Consider the following 18673-nt stretch of genomic DNA (forward strand, 5'->3'; position numbering starts at 1 on the left):
AAGTTTGCCCTATTTTCTTAATGTGACTATATCAAAAAAGTTAGCTATATATATTTAATGTGAAAGTAAAAGATTAAAGGTCTTCGTAATGTTTGGATGAAAAAAGAGTTATCTTTGTAATTAATTTGAGTACTTTAGGAAAGAAGTCTATTTCCTAAAGTACTCAAAGGATGATAGTCCAATAACAGGTGGGAGATGAAAATCGTTTTAGCACTGTAGTAGCACCTTAAAATGTAGATAAGGGAAAATAATGTAAAAAAACTATTGTATGTTCAAAATTCTTATGTTACATTTATATTACAGTAATGTTACAAACGGTAACTTATGTTACGGTTTGTTTTCTTTTTTCTTTCGTTATGTTACAAAATGAGGTTCGTATCAATCAACCGAGAATATGTAAAGTTAAAAAAATAGCAACCTAAAAATAGTTTTTCTATGTGTATAAGAGTGTGTGTAGTAAAGAGCCTGGTGAGAGATTTACGCACATTATTAAAACTCCTTTCTGTCTTAAAAGAAGAAGAAAACCAACTATTTAGGAGTTTTAAGTAATGATAGTAAATGAAATATAATTCCTTTCCCACACACAACGTAGTACATATTTACTTTCAGTCTAATTACTACACAGACTTTTATACATATGCTGTTATTATTTTAGGGATATATAGGAGGAGAGAAAATGAAAAAGTTATTAATGGTAATTGGACTTACGTTTTTAATGTTAGCTGGATGTAGTAATGGTAATTTTGAAAAAGCAATGGATGAAGGAAAGACCGCGTTAACGAATAAAGAATATAAAAATGCCTTATCATCATTTGAACAAGCGCTAGATGAGAAAAAAGATGATTCAGATGCAAAAGTTCTTGTAGAACAAACGAAAGCAATGATTGAAGCTGTGAAGTTAAAAGAAGAAACAAAGATAGAAGAATCAATCAAGTCATTTGAAAAAGTAGAGAACATGAAGAATGGAAATACTACGCTTATAAAACAAGCGAAGGAAGAACGGACAGCATTACTAGCCATCTTAGAACAAAAAAAGAAGTATAGCGAGCAACTGACGAAAAGTGAAGAGTTAATAAGTAAGAAAAATTATGCAGAAGCAAGAGAGATATTAAATAAGCTAGTTGCAGAAACAAAAGATAACAAGAAACTTGAAGAATATAATAAAAAAGCGGTAGGATTAGTTACTAAAATTAATGAAGAAGAAAAAAATGCAAAAAGTGAATCACCAACGAAGGCACAAAAAACCACTGCAGTAACGACTCAAAAGGTAGCAACAGAAAAGAATCAAAAAGCAGAGACAGAAAAAAATCAAAAGCTAGCGACTGAAAAGAATCAGAAGGTAGAGGCAGAAAAAAATCAAAAAACTGAGACAGAAAAGAATCAGAAGGTAGAGGCAGAAAAAAATCAAAAAACTGAGACAGAAAAAAAACAAAATGCATTTACTTTTGAGAAAGCTAAAGAATATATTAAAAATGAATATAAAGAAGACTATGATTACACGCTAGAGAATACGCAAGTGGAGAATGGAAAGAAATATTATCAAATTAGAGTGCGTACGACATATAAAATAGAAGGCGCAGCTGGACCAGGATTTACTGGAGTATTCAAAGTATTCGAAGATGGTACAATTATTGAACTGCACTAATTGATGGAAAAGGTATCCTCAAAGTATTTGAGGATACCCTTTTTAGCATAAAAAAAAGCATCTAGCAAAAGTACTAGATGCAAATAAAAACACAAGGGAAGACAAAGTTCTTCCCTTTTCCCGTATGTAATTATATCAAAAAATTTATAAAAAACTAGCTATATTTAAAATATAATTTTTAAAAAAGTTATATACATAAATAATTGCAATACGCGCAGTTTTATCTTTCTGAAAAATCTATTTCTTTATTTTTGAATATTAAGACTAATGTTGATAAATCTTCAGATAATTAGAAAAAATACCCGAAAGGATATATAATGTTGCTTAATAAATAATTTTAATGAATTACGTATATTTCATTTGGTGTATTAATTGAATATCATAATTTTTAATTTTATTAAGCAAGAATCTCGGTTACTTATTGCATTTCTAACATAGGGTGAGATAGAAAAATACAATAGTGTGGAGGTTTTTATAATGACGTTTGTTCTTAGTAAAATGAGTGGCTTTAGCATAGAAGAAAAGGTACATGAATTTGAATCTAAAGGATTCCTTGAGATTTCAAATGAAATCTTTTTACAAGAGGAAGAGAATCATCGTCTATTAACACAAGCACAGTTAGATTATTATAATTTGGAAGATGATGCATACGGTGAATGTCGTGCTAGATCTTATTCAAGGTATATAAAGTATGTTGATTCACCAGATTATATTTTAGATAATAGTAATGATTACTTCCAATCTAAAGAATATAACTATGACGATGGCGGGAAAGTTAGACAGTTCAATAGCATAAATGATAGCTTTTTATGTAATCCTTTAATTCAAAATATCGTGCGCTTCGATACTGAATTTGCATTTAAAACAAATATAATAGATACAAGTAAAGACTTAATTATAGGTTTACATCAAGTAAGATATAAAGCTACTAAAGAAAGACCATCTTTTAGTTCACCTATTTGGTTACATAAAGATGATGAACCAGTAGTGTTTTTACACCTTATGAATTTAAGTAATACAGCTATTGGTGGAGATAATTTAATAGCTAATTCTCCTCGGGAAATTAATCAGTTTATAAGTTTGAAGGAGCCTTTAGAAACTTTAGTATTTGGACAAAAGGTCTTCCATGCCGTAACGCCACTTGGAACAGAATGTAGTACGGAGGCTTTTCGTGATATTTTATTAGTAACATTTTCTTATAAGGAGACAAAATGAGAGAGAATAAAATAATTATGATTTCTGGAGCCAATAGCGGTATAGGTCATGCTTGTATAAAATACTTTTTAGAAAAATCATTTCATGTAATAGCGCTTGATATTAATAATAATAATTTAATAGATTATATGAAAACAGATATGCCTTTGAAAGTAGTGCAAATTGATTTAAGTAATAGCGAAGCGATTCATAATCTTTTTACTCAATTAGATTTAGAAAAGCTTTCTCCTGATATATTAATAAATGCAGCTGGTATTCGAGAGATAACACCTGTTTTACATTTATCCGATGATATGTTTAAAAAAGTAATTGATGTAAATTTAGTAGCCCCATTTATCCTTTCTAGGGAAGTAGCTAAGCGATGGTGTGAATCGAAAATAAAAGGTTGTATTGTGAATATAGCATCGGTTTCTGGATTAATGGCTGAACCAGAGCGAGCTGCTTATGTTGCATCAAAGCATGCTTTAATCGGATTGACTAAACAGATGGCTATGGAATTTGGAAAGCAAAATATAAGGGTGAATAGCATTTCTCCCGGTGTTATTAGAACTGAACTTACAGAAGGATACTTTAGTAATACAGCCTTGATGTCTATGATAAAAAGTAATCAATCTTTAGATACTTGGGGGTTGCCGCAGGATATTGTTTCATGTATTGAGTACTTGATTTCTGATCAGGCCCGCTTTATTACTGGTTCTAATTTTGTAATTGATGGTGGTTGGACTGCTGGGAAAAATTTATAATTGAGTGTTTTTGAGGAAAAGCACCTGTCCTTTTTTAGGCTGGTGTTTTTCTCACTATAAACCGAGTTTTTATTGGAGGGGGATTAATTTGCTTCAAAAAAGTTTTAAGCAAGAGAAAACGGTACCGGCTTTAAAGATGATAGCATCAATGGTTATCTTTGGATCAGTTGGATTTTTTTCAGTTCAAACAAACTTACCTTCGTTTGAATTAGTGTTTGTAAGGTGTATTTTTGCGACAATATTTTTAAGTGTATGCTGGTTGCTTACAGGGCAATATAAACAAGATAAATGGGAACGAAAAGAAGTTATTCAAGTTTTAATATGTGGCTTTTTCTTAGTATTTAATTGGGTTTTCTTATTTAAAGCCTTTGAAAATATGTCAGTTACAATTGCTATCTCGGTTTATCATCTTGCACCAGTAATTGTACTGTTAATTGGAAGTATCGTCTTTAAAGAAAAATTAACATTCATATCTATCATTTCAATAATTGTGTGTTTTGCAGGAGCTTTATTAATTGCTGGTATCGATGGAAGTTTCTCTGTCGGTTCATTAATGTCTTCAGGTATGATATGGGGATTTCTAGCAGCTCTCTTTTATGCATTTACAACTTTATTTGGTAAAGGGATTAACAAAATGAGTGCGTATGCAATGACATTTTTACAAACATTCTTGGGGATATTTCTTTTAATACCATTTATAGATTTAGATGCTTTTAGTGGCCTCACTCAAAGTAATTGGACATATATTATAGCTACTGGTTTTATTCACACAGGGATAGTATATTATCTGTTTTTTGATAGTTTACGCTATTTATCTACAAAAACAATCTCAATATTAGTTTTTTTGGATCCGGCAGTGGCAATATTATTAGATACTGTACTTACTGGATTCCGTCCAACTTTAATGCAAATAACAGGAATTCTTTTTATTTTTATTGGTATGACTTTAACGTTAAAAAAATCTAAAGATAAAAAACTGAGCCAAAAAGAAAAGCGAATTGAAAGCGATGCTAGTATATCTCAACAATAATGAAATATATTGTGTATAAAACGATAAACCTTACATGAATCATGTAAGGTTTATTTTAGTTCAATATAATTCATATTTATAATACATAATTTTCAACACTGAGGTGTGTGTTTCTTTAATATGCTTTTGATTCATATATTTTTATTTGACTATAAATTTACAAAAATGTATATGAAATCTTATTTTTTGATAATATATAAGTAATAAATTTATAGAATTGGAGTGATGAGATGCAGCCGTTAGAAAGGGAGATTCATTCTAATATGCTGAAAGTGTGGCGAATTCACGCTTTAATTGGGACGGCAGTTATACTAACAGTCGTAATTGCGTATTTCTTTTTTATGATTAACTTTAACTGGTGGGGCTGGTTGTTTGGACTATTAGTAACAGGAGCTATTACATTTATTCCACTTGATTATTTTGTGTTTCCAAATTTACGTCAGCGCTATTATAGTTACAGATTAAATGAAGAAGAGATTGAGATTCAAAAGGGAATGTTCGTTGTAAAACGCGTACTTATTCCGATGATCCGTGTGCAGCACGTAACGATTGAGCAAGGGCCGATCATGAGAAAGTATAATTTAGCAGAATTACACATTTCAACAGCCGCAACTTCTCATAGTATTCCAGGTTTAACGAAAGAAGAAGCAGAACAGCTAAAAAGACAAATTGGAGAACTTGCGAAAGTGAGTGATAAGGATGTATAAGAGGCAACATCCGATTACGATATTGTTAGGTATTAGAGTTGCGAGTTTGTTGCCACTTATTATTCTTGTTTTATTTAAACCTGATGAACAAGTGGAACCTTGGTATTTATTTTATCTTTTCCTTCTGGTTGTTTTATTCATCATGGCTATTTTTTCAGCAATTAAATGGTATTTTAAAGTGTACTGGATTGAGAATAATATTTTACATATAAAGCACGGTGTTTTTGTAAAGAAGGAAAGTTATTTAAATAAAGAACGTGTGCAAAATGTTAGTACGTCTTCTAATGTCATTTATCAGATGCTTGGGCTTATGAAGTTAAATATAGAAGTAGCGGGTGGTGGTAGTGAACCAGAAGTGATGTTGGCTGGTATTAAAGAAGACGAGGCAAAACATTTAATCTCTTTATTACATAAGAAAGAAACTACTGTAAAAGAAGAAATAGAAGAGGAAGAAAGCAAGACGGTTTATCAGTTAACAGCGAAAGAGGTTTTAGCAGCAGCGATTACATCTGGTCGGTTCGGACTAGTGTTTTCTGGACTGGTACTTCTTTACACAAAGTTTGATTTTGTTCTTCCTGAAGGATTCACAAGTAAAGTAGAAGCGTATGTGATGGGAAACGGTGTTTATAAACTAATTGTAATAGCATTAATTTTAATGGCAATTTCATGGATTATTTCCACGGCTGGATATGTGTTGAAATATGCAAACTTTAAAATTGAGCGAAAAGGGGAAGAAATTCGTATCGTTCAAGGGTTATTTGAAAAGAAAGAGTTTGTCTTAAAATTGCACCGAATTCAAGCGATTACTGTAAAAGAATGTATGCTTCGCCAGCCATTTGGTTATTGCGCTGTTGAAGTGGAAGCAATTCACAGTATTGGAGCAGCAAGTAATGAAGTGATGCTGCATCCTTTTATGAAGAAAAAAGATGTACAGCACCTGCTCACATATTTAGAGTTACCTTATGAAATTGAAGCGGAGATCGCTCACTTACCAAAAACAGCGTTGCGTCGTTATTTCATTATGGGCTGGTTAATAAGTATCATACTCACAGTTCTAATTGTTAGCGTAAGTATATATTTAAAACAATATATTGCGTTATTTTTTATTTTACCGTTATTTATCGTGTTTTCGTTACTTGCGTATGCTAGATATAAAAGTGGCGGTTATGAATTAAGAGAAAATCAACTAACGGTTGTATATCGTAATTTTTCGAAATATACAGGAATAATGCGAAGAAGACATGTTCAAGCAGTAGGTTATAATCAATCGTATTTTCAAAGAAAGGATGAATTATGTACAACTCTTGTAGCGGTAGCTGGGCGGGGTTATGAAGTAAAGCATATGAGAAAAAAAGATTCACTTCGTATATATAATTGGTACAAAGAAAAAGGAAACACCGGTGTGTAATGGTGTTTCCTTTTTGTCATTAAATTGATATCTTTAGTCGAATCGTTGATATATTTCAAGATATGATAGATATATTCGGAAAATCGTTGATATATTTCAAGATGTGATAGATATATTCGGAAAATCGTTGATATATTTCAAGATGTGATAGATATATTCGGAAAATCGTTAATATAATTTCACGTACTGCTAGTGTTGTATTAATTTTTAATTAAACTAACACATCAAAAGTAGTCACAAAAGAAGGGCGAGAGAAAATACTCTTTTGCTGTTCCGCATGTGGATGCGCTTGAGCCTGAGGTTTTCCTTCTACTTGCGTGGGACGTTTTTTATGAGCGTTTTCGAATGAACGTGATTCTGTCCAGTCTTTAAAGTTTTGCTCTGTTTCCCACATCGTTAAGATGACATATGTATCGTTACTTAATGGGCGTAGAACACGGATCGCTTGGAATCCTGGTTCGTTTTCGATAAGGCCTGCGCGGTTTTTAAAGCGGTTTTCAAATACAGGGCGACCTTCGTCTGTTACAGAAATGTTGTTACAAACGATATAGCCAGGTTGTCCTTTGAATTCGCCGACAGCATCTAGTACGTCATACTGAAGTGAACCTTCTACAGATTCTTCTGTATTTTCTTTATAAAACATATTTTTTTCATCATTTTTTGCAGTGAAATGTGCTTGTTCTAGAGGTGTTTCGTATGAAATAATAGCCTTCATTTTAATGCCCCCTTACTAGTTTGTTTCTATTATATCAACTCTCTTAAAAAACTTCGAAGATTATATACATAAAGATACTTCTTTTTCAAATAATAAATGTACCATCATTTGGAAAGAAGGACGATGTATGAAGAAAGTAAAGTGGACTTTATTAGGCGGCGTCGCAACGTTCGTAGTAGCGATTGTACTCTATAAACTTATCGTGTTAGCTGGTGGCTATATGATGGATGAAAAGCAGCTCGTTTTCCACTCTTCATCACGTATCGTTGACCAGAAAGGGAAAGAAATTACGAAATTATACGTAGAAAATAGAGACCTCGTACCGATCGAGCAAATTCCGAAGTATGTGCAGCAGGCGTTTGTTGCGGTGGAAGATTCTCGTTTTTATGAGCATCAAGGGATTGATTATCCGTCTATATTCCGTGCTCTTTATAAAGATACGTTAGCTAGAGAGAAGGTAGAGGGTGGTAGTACCATTACGCAGCAACTCGCTAAAAACGTCTTTTTAACTCGTGAAAAAACATTTACGCGCAAATTGAAGGAAGTCGCAATTTCTCTTCAATTAGAGCAAAAATATACGAAGCAACAAATTCTTGAAATGTATATGAATCATATTTATTTTGGTCATGGGGCTTACGGTATTCAAGCGGCAGCAAAGTTGTATTTTAATAAAAATGTTGAGGATTTAACAGTAGAGGAAGGGGCAATGCTTGCAGGCCTTCCGAAGTCACCAAACGGATATTCACCGTACTATTCTGCAGAGAAGAGTAAGGAACGCCGCGATCTAGTATTGTCACTTATGCATAAACAAGGCTATTTGACTGCAGAAGAAAGCGTTCGTTATCAAGGGAAGACAATTGCTCTATATAAAAATTTAGATGAGAATGAGCTTGCATATATGCCGTATATTGATATGGTCATAGATGAAGCCGCTCGTTTATACGGGTTGTCTCATCAAGAAGTACTTCGCGGAGGATATACGTTTGTCGTACCTATGGATGAAAAGATTCAAAAGGTAGCATATAACCAGTTTCAAGATGCAAGGAATTTTCCTGGGAAAGAAGAAGGGGCGCAAGGTGCTTTCTTATTAATGGATAATCGTACGGGAGGGATTAAAGCGGCGATTGGGGGAAGAAAGTACGTCCCGAGAGGATTTAATCGTGTTTTTGCCAAAAGGCAGCCCGGATCTGTTTTAAAACCACTTATCGTTTATGCACCAGCACTAGAAACGAAAAAGTATAATCCGTATTCTTTATTAACAAATGAAAGAAATTCTTTTGAAGGGTATGAACCTCGAAATTATAATCATGAGTATTCAAAAGAAATGACGATGTATGATGCGATTTTAGAGTCGGCAAACGTACCGGCAGTTTCTTTATTAAATGAGTTAGGGGTAGAAGAAGGAAAGCAATATTTAGAAAAAGGAAATGTCCATATTGCAGATGCTGGTTTAAGTACAGCGCTTGGGGGACTAAAAAATGGCGTTTCAACATTTGATCTTGTAAAAATGTATCGTTCATTTTTAGCAAATGGAAATATTATTGAGCCGCACGTTATTGATAAAGTATTAAATAGACACGGTGCAGTCATTGGGGAATCTCCAAAAGTAGAGACGAAAATCTTCTCGAAGCAGACAGCATGGTATATGACGAAAATGTTAGAAGGAGTTGTGAAGGAAGGAACAGCGAGAGCTGGTGTATATAACGGTGCGTTAGCTGGAAAAACGGGTACAACTTCATTGCCAAATGACGATAAGGGAGCAAGAGATATGTGGTTCGTCGGCTATACACCTAACTTAGTAGGCGCTGTTTGGATTGGTTATGACCGTACGGATAAGGAGCATCAGTTGCAAGGAGAAAGTGCATCTGCGACAAAATTGTTTAAGAAAATTTTAACGAAGGCTAATGTAGAACATAAAGAGAAGTTTATGAAGCCTGAAGGTGTGGAAACAATCGGCGCTCCGATTCGACTGCGCAAAATTGAAGATGTAAAAATGAAACTATCATTTAGCCCTTTCGGTTTATTTAAAGCAAAATTAAGTTGGAAACCACTTCCAGATAACAGAATTATGTACCGAATTTATAGAGTGGAGAACGGAATTCATACACATGTTAGCACTGTAAATGGTGCTGGGGAATATGAGGAAAAGTTCGTTAACATATTTTCAAAACCGAGCTTTTACGTTGTACCATATAATACACAAACGAATCGTGAAGGAGAAAAGTCAAAAGTAGCTAAACCATAGTTTTTCTCTGTGTTATAATAAGAATGTTGTGAAAATAGTAAGCGTTTTTACGAATGTTTGTGTCAATTTAATGAACAACGTACATAATATTATGCATTTTGTTTTTACAAGCTGTATAGTAAAAAAAGATAAATATCGAACGTATTCGAAGCATTGGTAAGGAAGGGAGCAAGGGTCTTGGTAAGAACTATAAATGAGACATTTTTAAAAGCATGTAGGGGGGAACGTACCGATTATGTACCAGCATGGTATATGCGTCAAGCAGGTCGTTCACAGCCGGAATATAGAAAGATTAAAGAAAAGTATTCTTTATTTGAAATTACACATAATCCAGAGTTATGTGCTTACGTTACAAAATTGCCGGTTGATCAATATAACGTAGACGCAGCAATTCTTTATAAAGATATTATGTCACCACTACCTGCAATTGGTGTGGATGTAGAAATTAAATCAGGTATTGGCCCAGTTATTGATAATCCAATCCGTTCTTTACAAGACGTAGAAAAACTAGGGGAAATCAATCCAGAAGATGACGTACCGTACATACTAGATACAATTCGTTTATTAACGACAGAAATGTTAGACGTACCGTTAATCGGTTTTTCAGGAGCTCCATTTACATTAGCGAGCTATATGATTGAAGGCGGTCCATCTCGTAACTACCATAATACGAAAGCGTTCATGTATGCAGAGCCAAAAGCTTGGTTTGCTTTAATGGATAAACTAGCAGATATGGTTATTACATATTTAAAAGCGCAAATAAACGCAGGAGCAAAAGCAGTTCAAATTTTCGATTCTTGGGTTGGAACAGTAAATGTAGCAGATTATCGCGTATTTATTAAACCAGCAATGGAGCGTATTTTTGCAGAAGTTCGTAAGATGGGTGTACCGATGATTATGCACGGCGTAGGAGCTGCACACTTAGTGAATGAGTGGCACGACTTACCGCTTGATGTAGTCGGCTTAGACTGGCGCTTACCGATTGAAGAAGCACGTGCACGTGGCGTTCATAAGGCGGTACAAGGTAATATGGACCCTTCATTCTTACTTGCACCATGGTCTGTTATTGAAGAACATGTAAAAGGTATTTTAGATCAAGGGATGAAACAGCCGGGTTACATCTTTAACTTAGGTCACGGTGTATTCCCAGAAGTAAATCCGGATACATTAAAACGTTTAACTACATTTATTCATGAATACTCTAAAGGGCAGTTAGCGAAGTAAAGGAGAATTGCTGTATGAAAAAGAAAATTGGTTTGCTTGTAATGGCATACGGAACGCCATATAAAGAAGAAGATATTGAACGTTACTATACACATATTCGCAGAGGAAGAAAGCCAAGTCCTGAAATGCTGGAAGATTTAACAGAGCGTTACCGTGCAATTGGTGGTATTTCTCCTTTAGCTACTATTACATTAGAGCAAGCTAAGAAGTTAGAACAGCGTTTAAATGAAGTACAAGATGAAGTAGAGTACCATATGTATCTTGGCTTAAAACATATTGAACCGTTTATTGAAGATGCGGTGAAAGATATGCATAACGACGGAATACAAGATGCAATCGCACTTGTTCTTGCACCTCACTATTCTACGTTTAGCGTGAAATCATACGTTGGACGAGCACAAGAAGAAGCTGAGAAACTTGGAAACTTAACAATTCACGGCATTGATAGCTGGTATAAAGAGCCAAAATTCATCCAGTACTGGGTTGATGCAGTGAAAGGCATATATAACGGTATGTCAGATGCAGAGCGTGAAAAAGCAGTATTAATCGTATCTGCACATAGCTTACCAGAGAAAATTATTGCAATGGGCGATCCATATCCAGATCAATTAAATGAAACAGCGGATTATATCGCGCGCGGAGCTGAAGTAGCAAACTATGCAGTAGGCTGGCAAAGTGCAGGAAACACACCAGATCCTTGGATTGGTCCAGATGTACAAGATTTAACGAGAGAACTAAATGAAAAGCACGGTTATACTTCATTCGTATATGCACCAGTTGGATTTGTTGCGGAACATTTAGAAGTTTTATATGACAACGACTTTGAGTGTAAAGTTGTAACGGATGAAATTGGTGCGAAATATTATCGTCCAGAAATGCCAAATGCATCGGACGCATTTATTGATTGTTTAACAGATGTTGTATTAAAGAAAAAAGAATCTGTACTGTAAGAAGAAAGGGGGAGCCTGCTTGAGGAAAAAAGTTGTGATCGTCGGCGGAGGTATTACTGGATTAACAGCAATGTATAACTTACAAAAAAATATTCATGAAAAAAACTTGCCGATTGATACATTACTTATAGAAGCATCGGGTAAACTTGGCGGAAAAATTCAAACCGTTCGAAAAGATGGGTTTACAATTGAGCGCGGACCGGATTCTTTCTTAGCACGAAAAGAAAGTGCAGCTAGATTAGTGAAAGAATTGGGTCTCGGCGATGAACTTGTAAATAATCAAGCTGGTCAATCATTTATCCTCGTAAACAATCGGTTACATAAAATGCCGACTGGATCAATGATGGGAATTCCAACGCAAATTACGCCGTTTCTATTTTCCGGGCTGTTCTCCCCAATTGGTAAACTAAGAGCTGGTTTTGATCTATTAATGCCGAGGTCAAAGCCAGTATCTGACCAATCACTCGGACAATTTTTCAGACATCGTCTTGGAAACGAAGTGGTTGAAAACTTAATAGAACCGTTACTATCGGGTATTTATGCAGGGGATATTGATCAAATGAGCTTAATGTCAACATTCCCGCAAATGTATCAGATTGAGCAGGAACATCGCAGTATTTCACTCGGTATGCGTACGCTCGCTCCGAAAGAAGAGAAAGCTGAACCGAAAAAGGGAATGTTCCAAACAGTGAAAACAGGTTTAGAATCTATCGTAAAATCTCTCGAAGTAAAGATGCATGAAGGTACGATAATAAAGGGAACTCGCATTGAAAAAGTTGCAAAACAGGGTGATGGTTATACAATTACTCTTAGTAACGGAAAAGAAATAGAAGCGGACGCCATCGTAGTGGCAACTTCGCATAAAGTATTGCCGTCCATGTTTGCTCAGTACAAGCAGTTTCGTTTCTTCCGTAATATTCCATCCACATCCGTTGCGAATGTGGCACTTGCTTTCCAAAAGTCTGCAATCCAGCGTGATATTAATGGTACAGGATTTGTCGTATCACGAAATAGCGATTACACCATTACAGCATGTACGTGGACGCATAAAAAATGGCCTCATACAACGCCAGAAGGAAAAACACTCCTTCGCTGTTACGTTGGACGTGCTGGTGATGAAGCGGTTGTAGAACAAACTGAAGAAGAACTCGTTCAGCTCGTACTAGAAGATTTACGAAAGACGATGGACATTACAGAGGATCCAGAGTTTACAATCGTAAGTCGCTGGAAAGAAGCGATGCCTCAATATACAGTAGGCCATAACGAGCGAATGAAACAGCTCACAACATTTATGGAGAAAGAGTTGCCAGGTATATACTTGGCAGGTAGCTCCTATGCTGGCGCTGGACTTCCAGACTGTATGAATCAAGGTGAGGAAGCTGCAAAGCGTGTATTATCTCATTTGGAGAAAGTAATAGATGCTGAATTAATCGCACAATAAATTATAAGAAACGCCTTCAATCATATTGAAGGCGTTTCGTTTATTATATAAAATACTTATTCGCCAATAAACATATATAAGTTATTTGGCTTTATAACAGCATCTCCTGCATAAATAACCCACTCTGTTAAGTTATCAAAATCTAAATGATAACTATTTCCTTCACTCATATCTTCTATGAAATATGGTTCATTAATGAGTATTCCTTGAATGAAATCTTCCGTAATGTTTTGCATTTCAAACCACATATGTTCACTTTTTCCTTCTTCGTAGGAGACACCAAACTTAGCAAGGAAACGAAAATCTTCATTTGATTGTTCAATGTGAAAAATGTTGCTGAAATACCCAAAAGTATTTTTCGCATTGTAAGCCATACGATCGGTTTCACTATTTGTTTTATAGAACATGAGCCCTGTAGCTTCCTCGTGTTCTTTGAAAAAACTTTCAATATATTCTTCTGAAGTATTAAATTTGAATAAGAGAACGGATGGAGATTGATGGTATTCATCTCGGGCATCCATTCCGCCTAAGAATGTATTTTGTGCATCTATTGGTTGTAGTTTCACTTCTTCATCCTCGATTGAAGATAATTGGTCCATACTCGTTTTATGCCCTATATAAGATAATCCTTTTTCCCACGGAACAGCGACTGTATGTATAGAACCTTGCTGACTATGCGCGATAACGATAGGCTCATTCATAGGGACTTGTCCATTCTCAACGGCATTATTAGCAAATGTTTGAAAGAGATCGCTAATGCCGTAGTAGGAAGAAATGCGATTTGGAATAATTAACTCTATTTCAGTTACGCCTGCTCTTAAAAGACCATGTGTATGAAACCAATATTGCGTAGGCTCACCGCCTTTATCGTCTTCATAAACGGAATGAATAACGTATAAGTCAGGAATGTCAGGTAATAATTCATTTTCAACGTGATATTCAATATAGCTTCTAGATATCACTTTCATTGCTGCACTTGAATCGATTACAAATAACAAATCTGGGGCGAGATTCCATAAGAACTGTAACTGCTGGAAAAAGCAGTCCAGTACATCGCCTACAAATAGCGTACGAGTGAAAATTTCAGTGCCGAAAGCTGCATCTTCAAAATTACGATCTACGATTGTAGCATCTTGTCTATTGTACATTTTATATCCTTCTGGATCGTTCGGTTCATCAATATGCAGTTCATACGGTATGACTGTTTCACCCATATGTAATTCAACAATAAGGCTTGTCTCATCACTATAAACAATTTTTAAATCATCAACTTTAGTAGCGATCGTTTCTAGTCGCTGTTTTAACTGCTCAATTGTAATTCTAGTTGGTATAACGGCAATCATATCTGAAAAATGACGTTCTAATGTTCCATTCATAGCTGCGCGGTATGTTTCTGTTTGCACTTCCATCCAATCACTCCTATTCAAATGAATCCATTTTACATGCCAATTAAATGTCGATATTTTCTGTTTTCTCTCTCTAACATTATAGAGTGTATTTGTAGAAGGTGTAAAATTATTATTTTGTATTATAGTTTGAAAGCTTGTAAATTAAATAAATCTTTTGTAAAATTTGTCGAAAAATAGTTCTATATAACGAATCATTTGTTATGATAGAAATGCTGAGAAAATATGAAATAGAGAGAGGAAAATGGCTGTGAAGAATTTGTTAAGTGTCTTTTTATCATTCTTGCTATTGCTTTCATTTACTGGAACTTTAGCGCAAGCAGAAGAAACTGCTTCTATGTCAGTAGAAAAAGCAATTCAAGTATTTAAGCAGCAAGGGAAAACGAAGGGGATTGTGGAAGGATATATTGTTGGATATACGCAAAGTTCTTCTAAATATACGAAGGATCCAGCTAAGTTTGATGATACAAACGTAGCAATTGCAGGTTCACCAAACGAAACGAATCCAGACAAAATCATGCCCGTTCAGTTACCGAAAGGTGATGTGAGAACGGCAGTGAATGTAAAAGATCACCCTGAAAATATCGGGAAGAAAGTTAGTTTGACTGGGACTCTTGAATTATATTTTAGTAACCCAGGTCTAAAATCAGTAACAGCTTATAAGTTTCAAGGTGAAGGACAAAACCGTGTTAGCGATGTAGTAGCTTCACCGAACGGCGGAGAAGTTGCTAAAGGAACAGCGGTAACATTAACGACGAATACAGAAGGTGCAACAATTTACTATACGTTAGATGGCTCTAATCCTACTAATAAAAGTGTTCGTTATAATGGACAAATTATAGTGAATGAAAATAGTGTAGTGAAAGCAATCGCAGAAAAAGAAGGACTTACTCCTTCAGCAATTTCGACATTTTCATTTATTATCGTAAATAATGAACAGGTTCGTATTCATGACATTCAAGGGAAATCACATATGTCTCCTTACAACGGGAAGAAAGTAAACAATGTGGAAGGCGTTGTCACAGCGCTTGATAAAAACGGCTTTTATATAGAAGATAATCAGCCAGATAATGATCCAGCTACTTCAGAAGGTATGTACGTATATAAAAAAGATGCGAATGTAGCAGTAGGAGATCTTATTCAAGTTGATGGAGTAGTAGAAGAATATGTTGGACCAGGATATGCAGAACGATTTGAAACAGACTTAACGACGACTGAAATTAAAGCGAGCCGCGTTGCTGTAATCGCAAAAGATCAATCTTTGCCAGCACCGATTGTACTTGGGGAAAACGGTGTGAAAATCCCGGATCAGATTATTGATAATGATGCATTTGGTTTATTTGATCCAAATGAAGATGCAATCGACTTCTATGAAAGTATAGAAGGTATGCGTGTTACGATGCCAACACCAAAAATTATTACACCTCAGAAAAACGGAAATTTATATGTAACAGTAAAAAATGGTGGAGATAAAATAGTAACACAATATGGCACACCTCTATTAGATGAAAATCAATTAAACCCAGAGCGCCTTTCTGTAAAAGTACCTCGCGATTATGTAGCAAAAGTAGGAGATACTTTTACTGGAGATATAACAGGGGTAGTAGGATATGATTACGGTTCTTTCCGTATTTCGCCAATAACAGAACTGCCAGCTGTAGTGGATGGTGGATTTAAGCAAGTAGGGGCAAATATTCAGCCACGTCTTGATAAGTTAACGGTTGCTACATATAACATTGAAAACTTCTCAGCGAATAAAAAAGAAACAACTGATGAAAAAGTAAAAGCGTTAGCGTATTCTATTAAATACAACTTAAAAATGCCAGATATTATCGGTGTAGAGGAAATGCAAGATAATAACGGATCAATTAATGACGGTACAACAGATGCGTCATTAAGCGCAAAACGTATCATTGATGCAGTTCTAGAAATTCGTGGACCGAAGTATGAGTATGTAGAAATCGCTCCAAACAATAATCAAGATGGAGGAGCACCAGGAGCGAATATTCGCGTCGGCTTCTTCTATAATCCATCACGCGTGAAATTAGCGACGGTACCGAAGTTACTTGATAAAAATGTTGTTCGTATTGGAGACGAAAATCCATTGTTTGAAAGTACACGTAAACCGCTAGCGGCAGAATTTACGTTCCAAGGACAAAACATTGTTGTCGTTGCAAATCACTTAAACTCAAAACTAGGAGATGCAACGCCATTTGGAAAAGTGCAGCCGCTCGTATTAAAGAGTGAAGACAAACGAATTCAGTTAGCACAAGAAGTAAATTATTTCGTGCAAGGAATTCAGAAAAAGAATACAAATGCACCAGTTGTTGTGTTAGGTGATATGAACGATTTCGAATTCTCTAAACCACTAAAAACACTAGAGGGAACAATCTTAAAAGATATGTTAAACACAGTGCCGAAAGAGAACCGCTACACGTACATTCATGAAGGAAATGCACAAGTGTTAGATCATATTTTAGTAACAAACAATATCGCACCACACACAATTGTAGACCCAGTACACTTAAACTCAAACATTATGAAAGAACACGGACGTGTAAGTGACCACGACCCAGTACTTGCTCAAATTGATTTGAAGAAGGCTTCTTAAAGTAGGGAACGCTTAGTTGACTAAGCGTTCTTTTTTTGCATCGTTATAGAATAGTATAAAGAGATGATTCCTTTTTTTGTAATCTAATGATAAAATTGATTGAATATTTAGTTTTTAATAAGGGGGACAACAATGCAGTTACAAATAAATGGAAAGGTAATGAATCAGTTTGCAATTTTTTTTAGTACGATCATCATGCTTCAGTTTGTAGCTGATATAACAGGACTTACAAGCAATCTAGATATTACGTATAACTTAATACATACAGCAGCTTCTTATATAACATTTAGTTTGGCGGTTATTTTCACTTTAATAGGTGCAAGAAGAGAATTAAGTAAATATGCAATTGTTTCATTATGTTTAGTTGTAGGTATTAAAGCGATTTACTTTGTAGCGGTCGTTATTTTATGGGGAGTGGCAGGTACGCCATAAGTGAATAGTAAATAAACCCTAATTTCCAATATAGTAAGGAAATTAGGGTTTTATTATACTTGAAACGCTTTTCTACACCGCTCTCTTTTTTGTAGTCTTCTTTTATATTTTTTTCTATCCCGCTTTACTCCTTGTATATACATAAGTAAGCTAACGAAAAGGAAGAAAGCACATTGCGTCATTAAAATATATGGTGACATGCCTTGCAATGGTTGTTTCGGATCATATAAATGAAAAGGTGCTCCGCCTATTGAAGGAAGTATTGTATTTAGCAGGACGTAAGGAATGGAGGCGGCTGCAAATGGAAAGAGAATTGCCATATAGTCTTTTTGTGACCATACAGATGCAGCAAGTCCTAAAAGGGCCATTAAACCTGCAAATAAAAAATTAATTCCGATATATACAGCAATGTAAGTGAGAGGCGCATCAAAATATAGGTTTGCGAACATTCCATCAGCATTTATGATGCCTGAACCAACCGTAGGTGTTCCGTCTGGAATGGTTAATTTGCAAAATAATAACGATAAGATGAATGGAAGTGTATAAAGAAATCCTCCGCAAAAAAACGTAACGATATATTTCGCTACTGAATAAGGAAATATAGAAATCCCCTTACTCACAAACGGTTTAAAACCATCGGACTTATCCGAATTGTAACTTGTACTAAAGGGGAAACTCGCAATAACTGGCATTAATAATAAATAAACATCCATTTCATTGTCGCGAAATCCAATCCATTTTAAATCTGTTGATATAGGACCATTTGCTGCGTTTCCTAAATAACGAATTACATAATAATAGTGATAAATGCAAATAAGAACGAATCCACTAAGCATCATAATTAAAGAAATACGACTACAAAAAGCTTGCTTTATATTTAAACGAAGTGCACGCATCATGA

The 18673-nt window shown here is 35.1% G+C and carries 15 protein-coding genes; 12 read left to right on the forward strand and 3 right to left on the reverse strand.

The genetic code is table 11. The annotated features are described in order from the left end of the window. Positions 1-676: 676 nt before the first annotated feature. From BHV55_RS05725 to BHV55_RS05750, 6 genes are all read left to right on the forward strand, one after another. Entirely contained in the window at positions 677-1645 is a 969-nt protein-coding gene (locus BHV55_RS05725; RefSeq protein WP_044584211.1) for a hypothetical protein, read from the forward strand. Positions 1646-2122: 477 nt separating this feature from the next. Next, positions 2123-2860, forward strand: a complete 738-nt coding sequence (locus BHV55_RS05730) for a 2OG-Fe dioxygenase family protein (RefSeq protein ID WP_000144819.1) — start codon at positions 2123-2125, stop codon at positions 2858-2860. After that, complete coding sequence (locus tag BHV55_RS05735) at positions 2857-3603, forward strand: SDR family NAD(P)-dependent oxidoreductase (RefSeq protein WP_070757235.1); 747 nt, start codon at positions 2857-2859, stop codon at positions 3601-3603. The genes BHV55_RS05730 and BHV55_RS05735 overlap by 4 nt, the downstream gene beginning before the upstream one ends. 88 nt (positions 3604-3691) lie before the next feature. After that, entirely contained in the window at positions 3692-4633 is a 942-nt protein-coding gene (locus BHV55_RS05740; RefSeq protein ID WP_000939625.1) for a DMT family transporter, read from the forward strand. A gap of 230 nt (positions 4634-4863) precedes the next feature. Beyond that, positions 4864-5340 carry a PH domain-containing protein gene (locus BHV55_RS05745; RefSeq protein ID WP_001182725.1) on the forward strand — a complete coding sequence of 159 codons (477 nt, stop codon included), beginning with the start codon at positions 4864-4866 and terminating at the stop codon, positions 5338-5340. Beyond that, a complete protein-coding gene (locus tag BHV55_RS05750) occupies positions 5333-6748 on the forward strand; it encodes a PH domain-containing protein (protein WP_048568199.1) in 1416 nt (471 codons plus the stop codon). The genes BHV55_RS05745 and BHV55_RS05750 overlap by 8 nt, the downstream gene beginning before the upstream one ends. A 211-nt stretch (positions 6749-6959) precedes the next feature. Here the strand turns inward: BHV55_RS05750 and hmoB are convergent, their stop codons facing one another. Next, positions 6960-7463, reverse strand: a complete 504-nt coding sequence (gene hmoB, locus BHV55_RS05755) for a heme-degrading monooxygenase HmoB (RefSeq protein WP_016109457.1) — start codon at positions 7461-7463, stop codon at positions 6960-6962. A gap of 127 nt (positions 7464-7590) precedes the next feature. Between hmoB and BHV55_RS05760 the strand changes: the two genes are divergently transcribed. The 4 genes from BHV55_RS05760 to hemY all read left to right on the forward strand — a co-directional run bounded on the left by BHV55_RS05760 (position 7591) and on the right by hemY (position 13323). Next, a complete protein-coding gene (locus BHV55_RS05760; RefSeq protein ID WP_048568197.1) occupies positions 7591-9708 on the forward strand; it encodes a transglycosylase domain-containing protein in 2118 nt (705 codons plus the stop codon). Between the two features lie 177 nt (positions 9709-9885). Beyond that, on the forward strand, positions 9886-10932 hold the full coding sequence (gene hemE, locus BHV55_RS05765) for a uroporphyrinogen decarboxylase (RefSeq protein ID WP_000252605.1): 1047 nt from the start codon (positions 9886-9888) through the stop codon (positions 10930-10932). A 14-nt stretch (positions 10933-10946) separates the two neighbouring features. Further along, entirely contained in the window at positions 10947-11882 is a 936-nt protein-coding gene (hemH, locus tag BHV55_RS05770; protein ID WP_000726800.1) for a ferrochelatase, read from the forward strand. A 19-nt stretch (positions 11883-11901) separates the two neighbouring features. Beyond that, positions 11902-13323, forward strand: coding sequence for a protoporphyrinogen oxidase (gene hemY / locus BHV55_RS05775; RefSeq protein WP_048568196.1), 1422 nt, complete (start codon positions 11902-11904; stop codon positions 13321-13323). A 56-nt stretch (positions 13324-13379) separates the two neighbouring features. Here hemY and BHV55_RS05780 read toward each other — a convergent pair whose 3' ends face one another. Beyond that, on the reverse strand, positions 13380-14732 hold the full coding sequence (locus tag BHV55_RS05780; RefSeq protein WP_070757234.1) for a DUF4026 domain-containing protein: 1353 nt from the start codon (positions 14730-14732) through the stop codon (positions 13380-13382). A gap of 241 nt (positions 14733-14973) precedes the next feature. Here BHV55_RS05780 and BHV55_RS05785 point away from each other — a divergent pair, with 241 nt between their 5' ends. Next, positions 14974-17340 carry a DUF6359 domain-containing protein gene (locus tag BHV55_RS05785; protein ID WP_070757233.1) on the forward strand — a complete coding sequence of 789 codons (2367 nt, stop codon included), beginning with the start codon at positions 14974-14976 and terminating at the stop codon, positions 17338-17340. A gap of 132 nt (positions 17341-17472) precedes the next feature. Beyond that, positions 17473-17772, forward strand: a complete 300-nt coding sequence (locus tag BHV55_RS05790) for a hypothetical protein (protein WP_001176845.1) — start codon at positions 17473-17475, stop codon at positions 17770-17772. A gap of 53 nt (positions 17773-17825) precedes the next feature. Here BHV55_RS05790 and BHV55_RS05795 read toward each other — a convergent pair whose 3' ends face one another. Continuing rightward, positions 17826-18671 carry a hypothetical protein gene (locus tag BHV55_RS05795; protein WP_000984174.1) on the reverse strand — a complete coding sequence of 282 codons (846 nt, stop codon included), beginning with the start codon at positions 18669-18671 and terminating at the stop codon, positions 17826-17828. Positions 18672-18673: the final 2 nt, after the last annotated feature.

Source organism: Bacillus sp. RZ2MS9 (assembly GCF_001816185.2).
Classification (GTDB): domain Bacteria; phylum Bacillota; class Bacilli; order Bacillales; family Bacillaceae_G; genus Bacillus_A; species Bacillus_A cereus.

Bases quoted from the DNA above. Each gene is read 5' to 3' on its own strand.
- BHV55_RS05780 (WP_070757234.1), bottom strand. From the start codon at position 14,732: ATGGAAGTGCAAACAGAAACATACCGCGCAGCTATGAATGGAACATTA.
- BHV55_RS05790 (WP_001176845.1), top strand. From the start codon at position 17,473: ATGCAGTTACAAATAAATGGAAAGGTAATGAATCAGTTTGCAATTTTT.
- BHV55_RS05735 (WP_070757235.1), top strand. From the start codon at position 2,857: ATGAGAGAGAATAAAATAATTATGATTTCTGGAGCCAATAGCGGTATA.
- BHV55_RS05785 (WP_070757233.1), top strand. From the start codon at position 14,974: ATGGCTGTGAAGAATTTGTTAAGTGTCTTTTTATCATTCTTGCTATTG.
- hemH (WP_000726800.1), top strand. From the start codon at position 10,947: ATGAAAAAGAAAATTGGTTTGCTTGTAATGGCATACGGAACGCCATAT.
- BHV55_RS05750 (WP_048568199.1), top strand. From the start codon at position 5,333: ATGTATAAGAGGCAACATCCGATTACGATATTGTTAGGTATTAGAGTT.
- BHV55_RS05725 (WP_044584211.1), top strand. From the start codon at position 677: ATGAAAAAGTTATTAATGGTAATTGGACTTACGTTTTTAATGTTAGCT.
- BHV55_RS05760 (WP_048568197.1), top strand. From the start codon at position 7,591: ATGAAGAAAGTAAAGTGGACTTTATTAGGCGGCGTCGCAACGTTCGTA.
- BHV55_RS05730 (WP_000144819.1), top strand. From the start codon at position 2,123: ATGACGTTTGTTCTTAGTAAAATGAGTGGCTTTAGCATAGAAGAAAAG.
- hmoB (WP_016109457.1), bottom strand. From the start codon at position 7,463: ATGAAGGCTATTATTTCATACGAAACACCTCTAGAACAAGCACATTTC.
- BHV55_RS05795 (WP_000984174.1), bottom strand. From the start codon at position 18,671: ATGATGCGTGCACTTCGTTTAAATATAAAGCAAGCTTTTTGTAGTCGT.
- BHV55_RS05745 (WP_001182725.1), top strand. From the start codon at position 4,864: ATGCAGCCGTTAGAAAGGGAGATTCATTCTAATATGCTGAAAGTGTGG.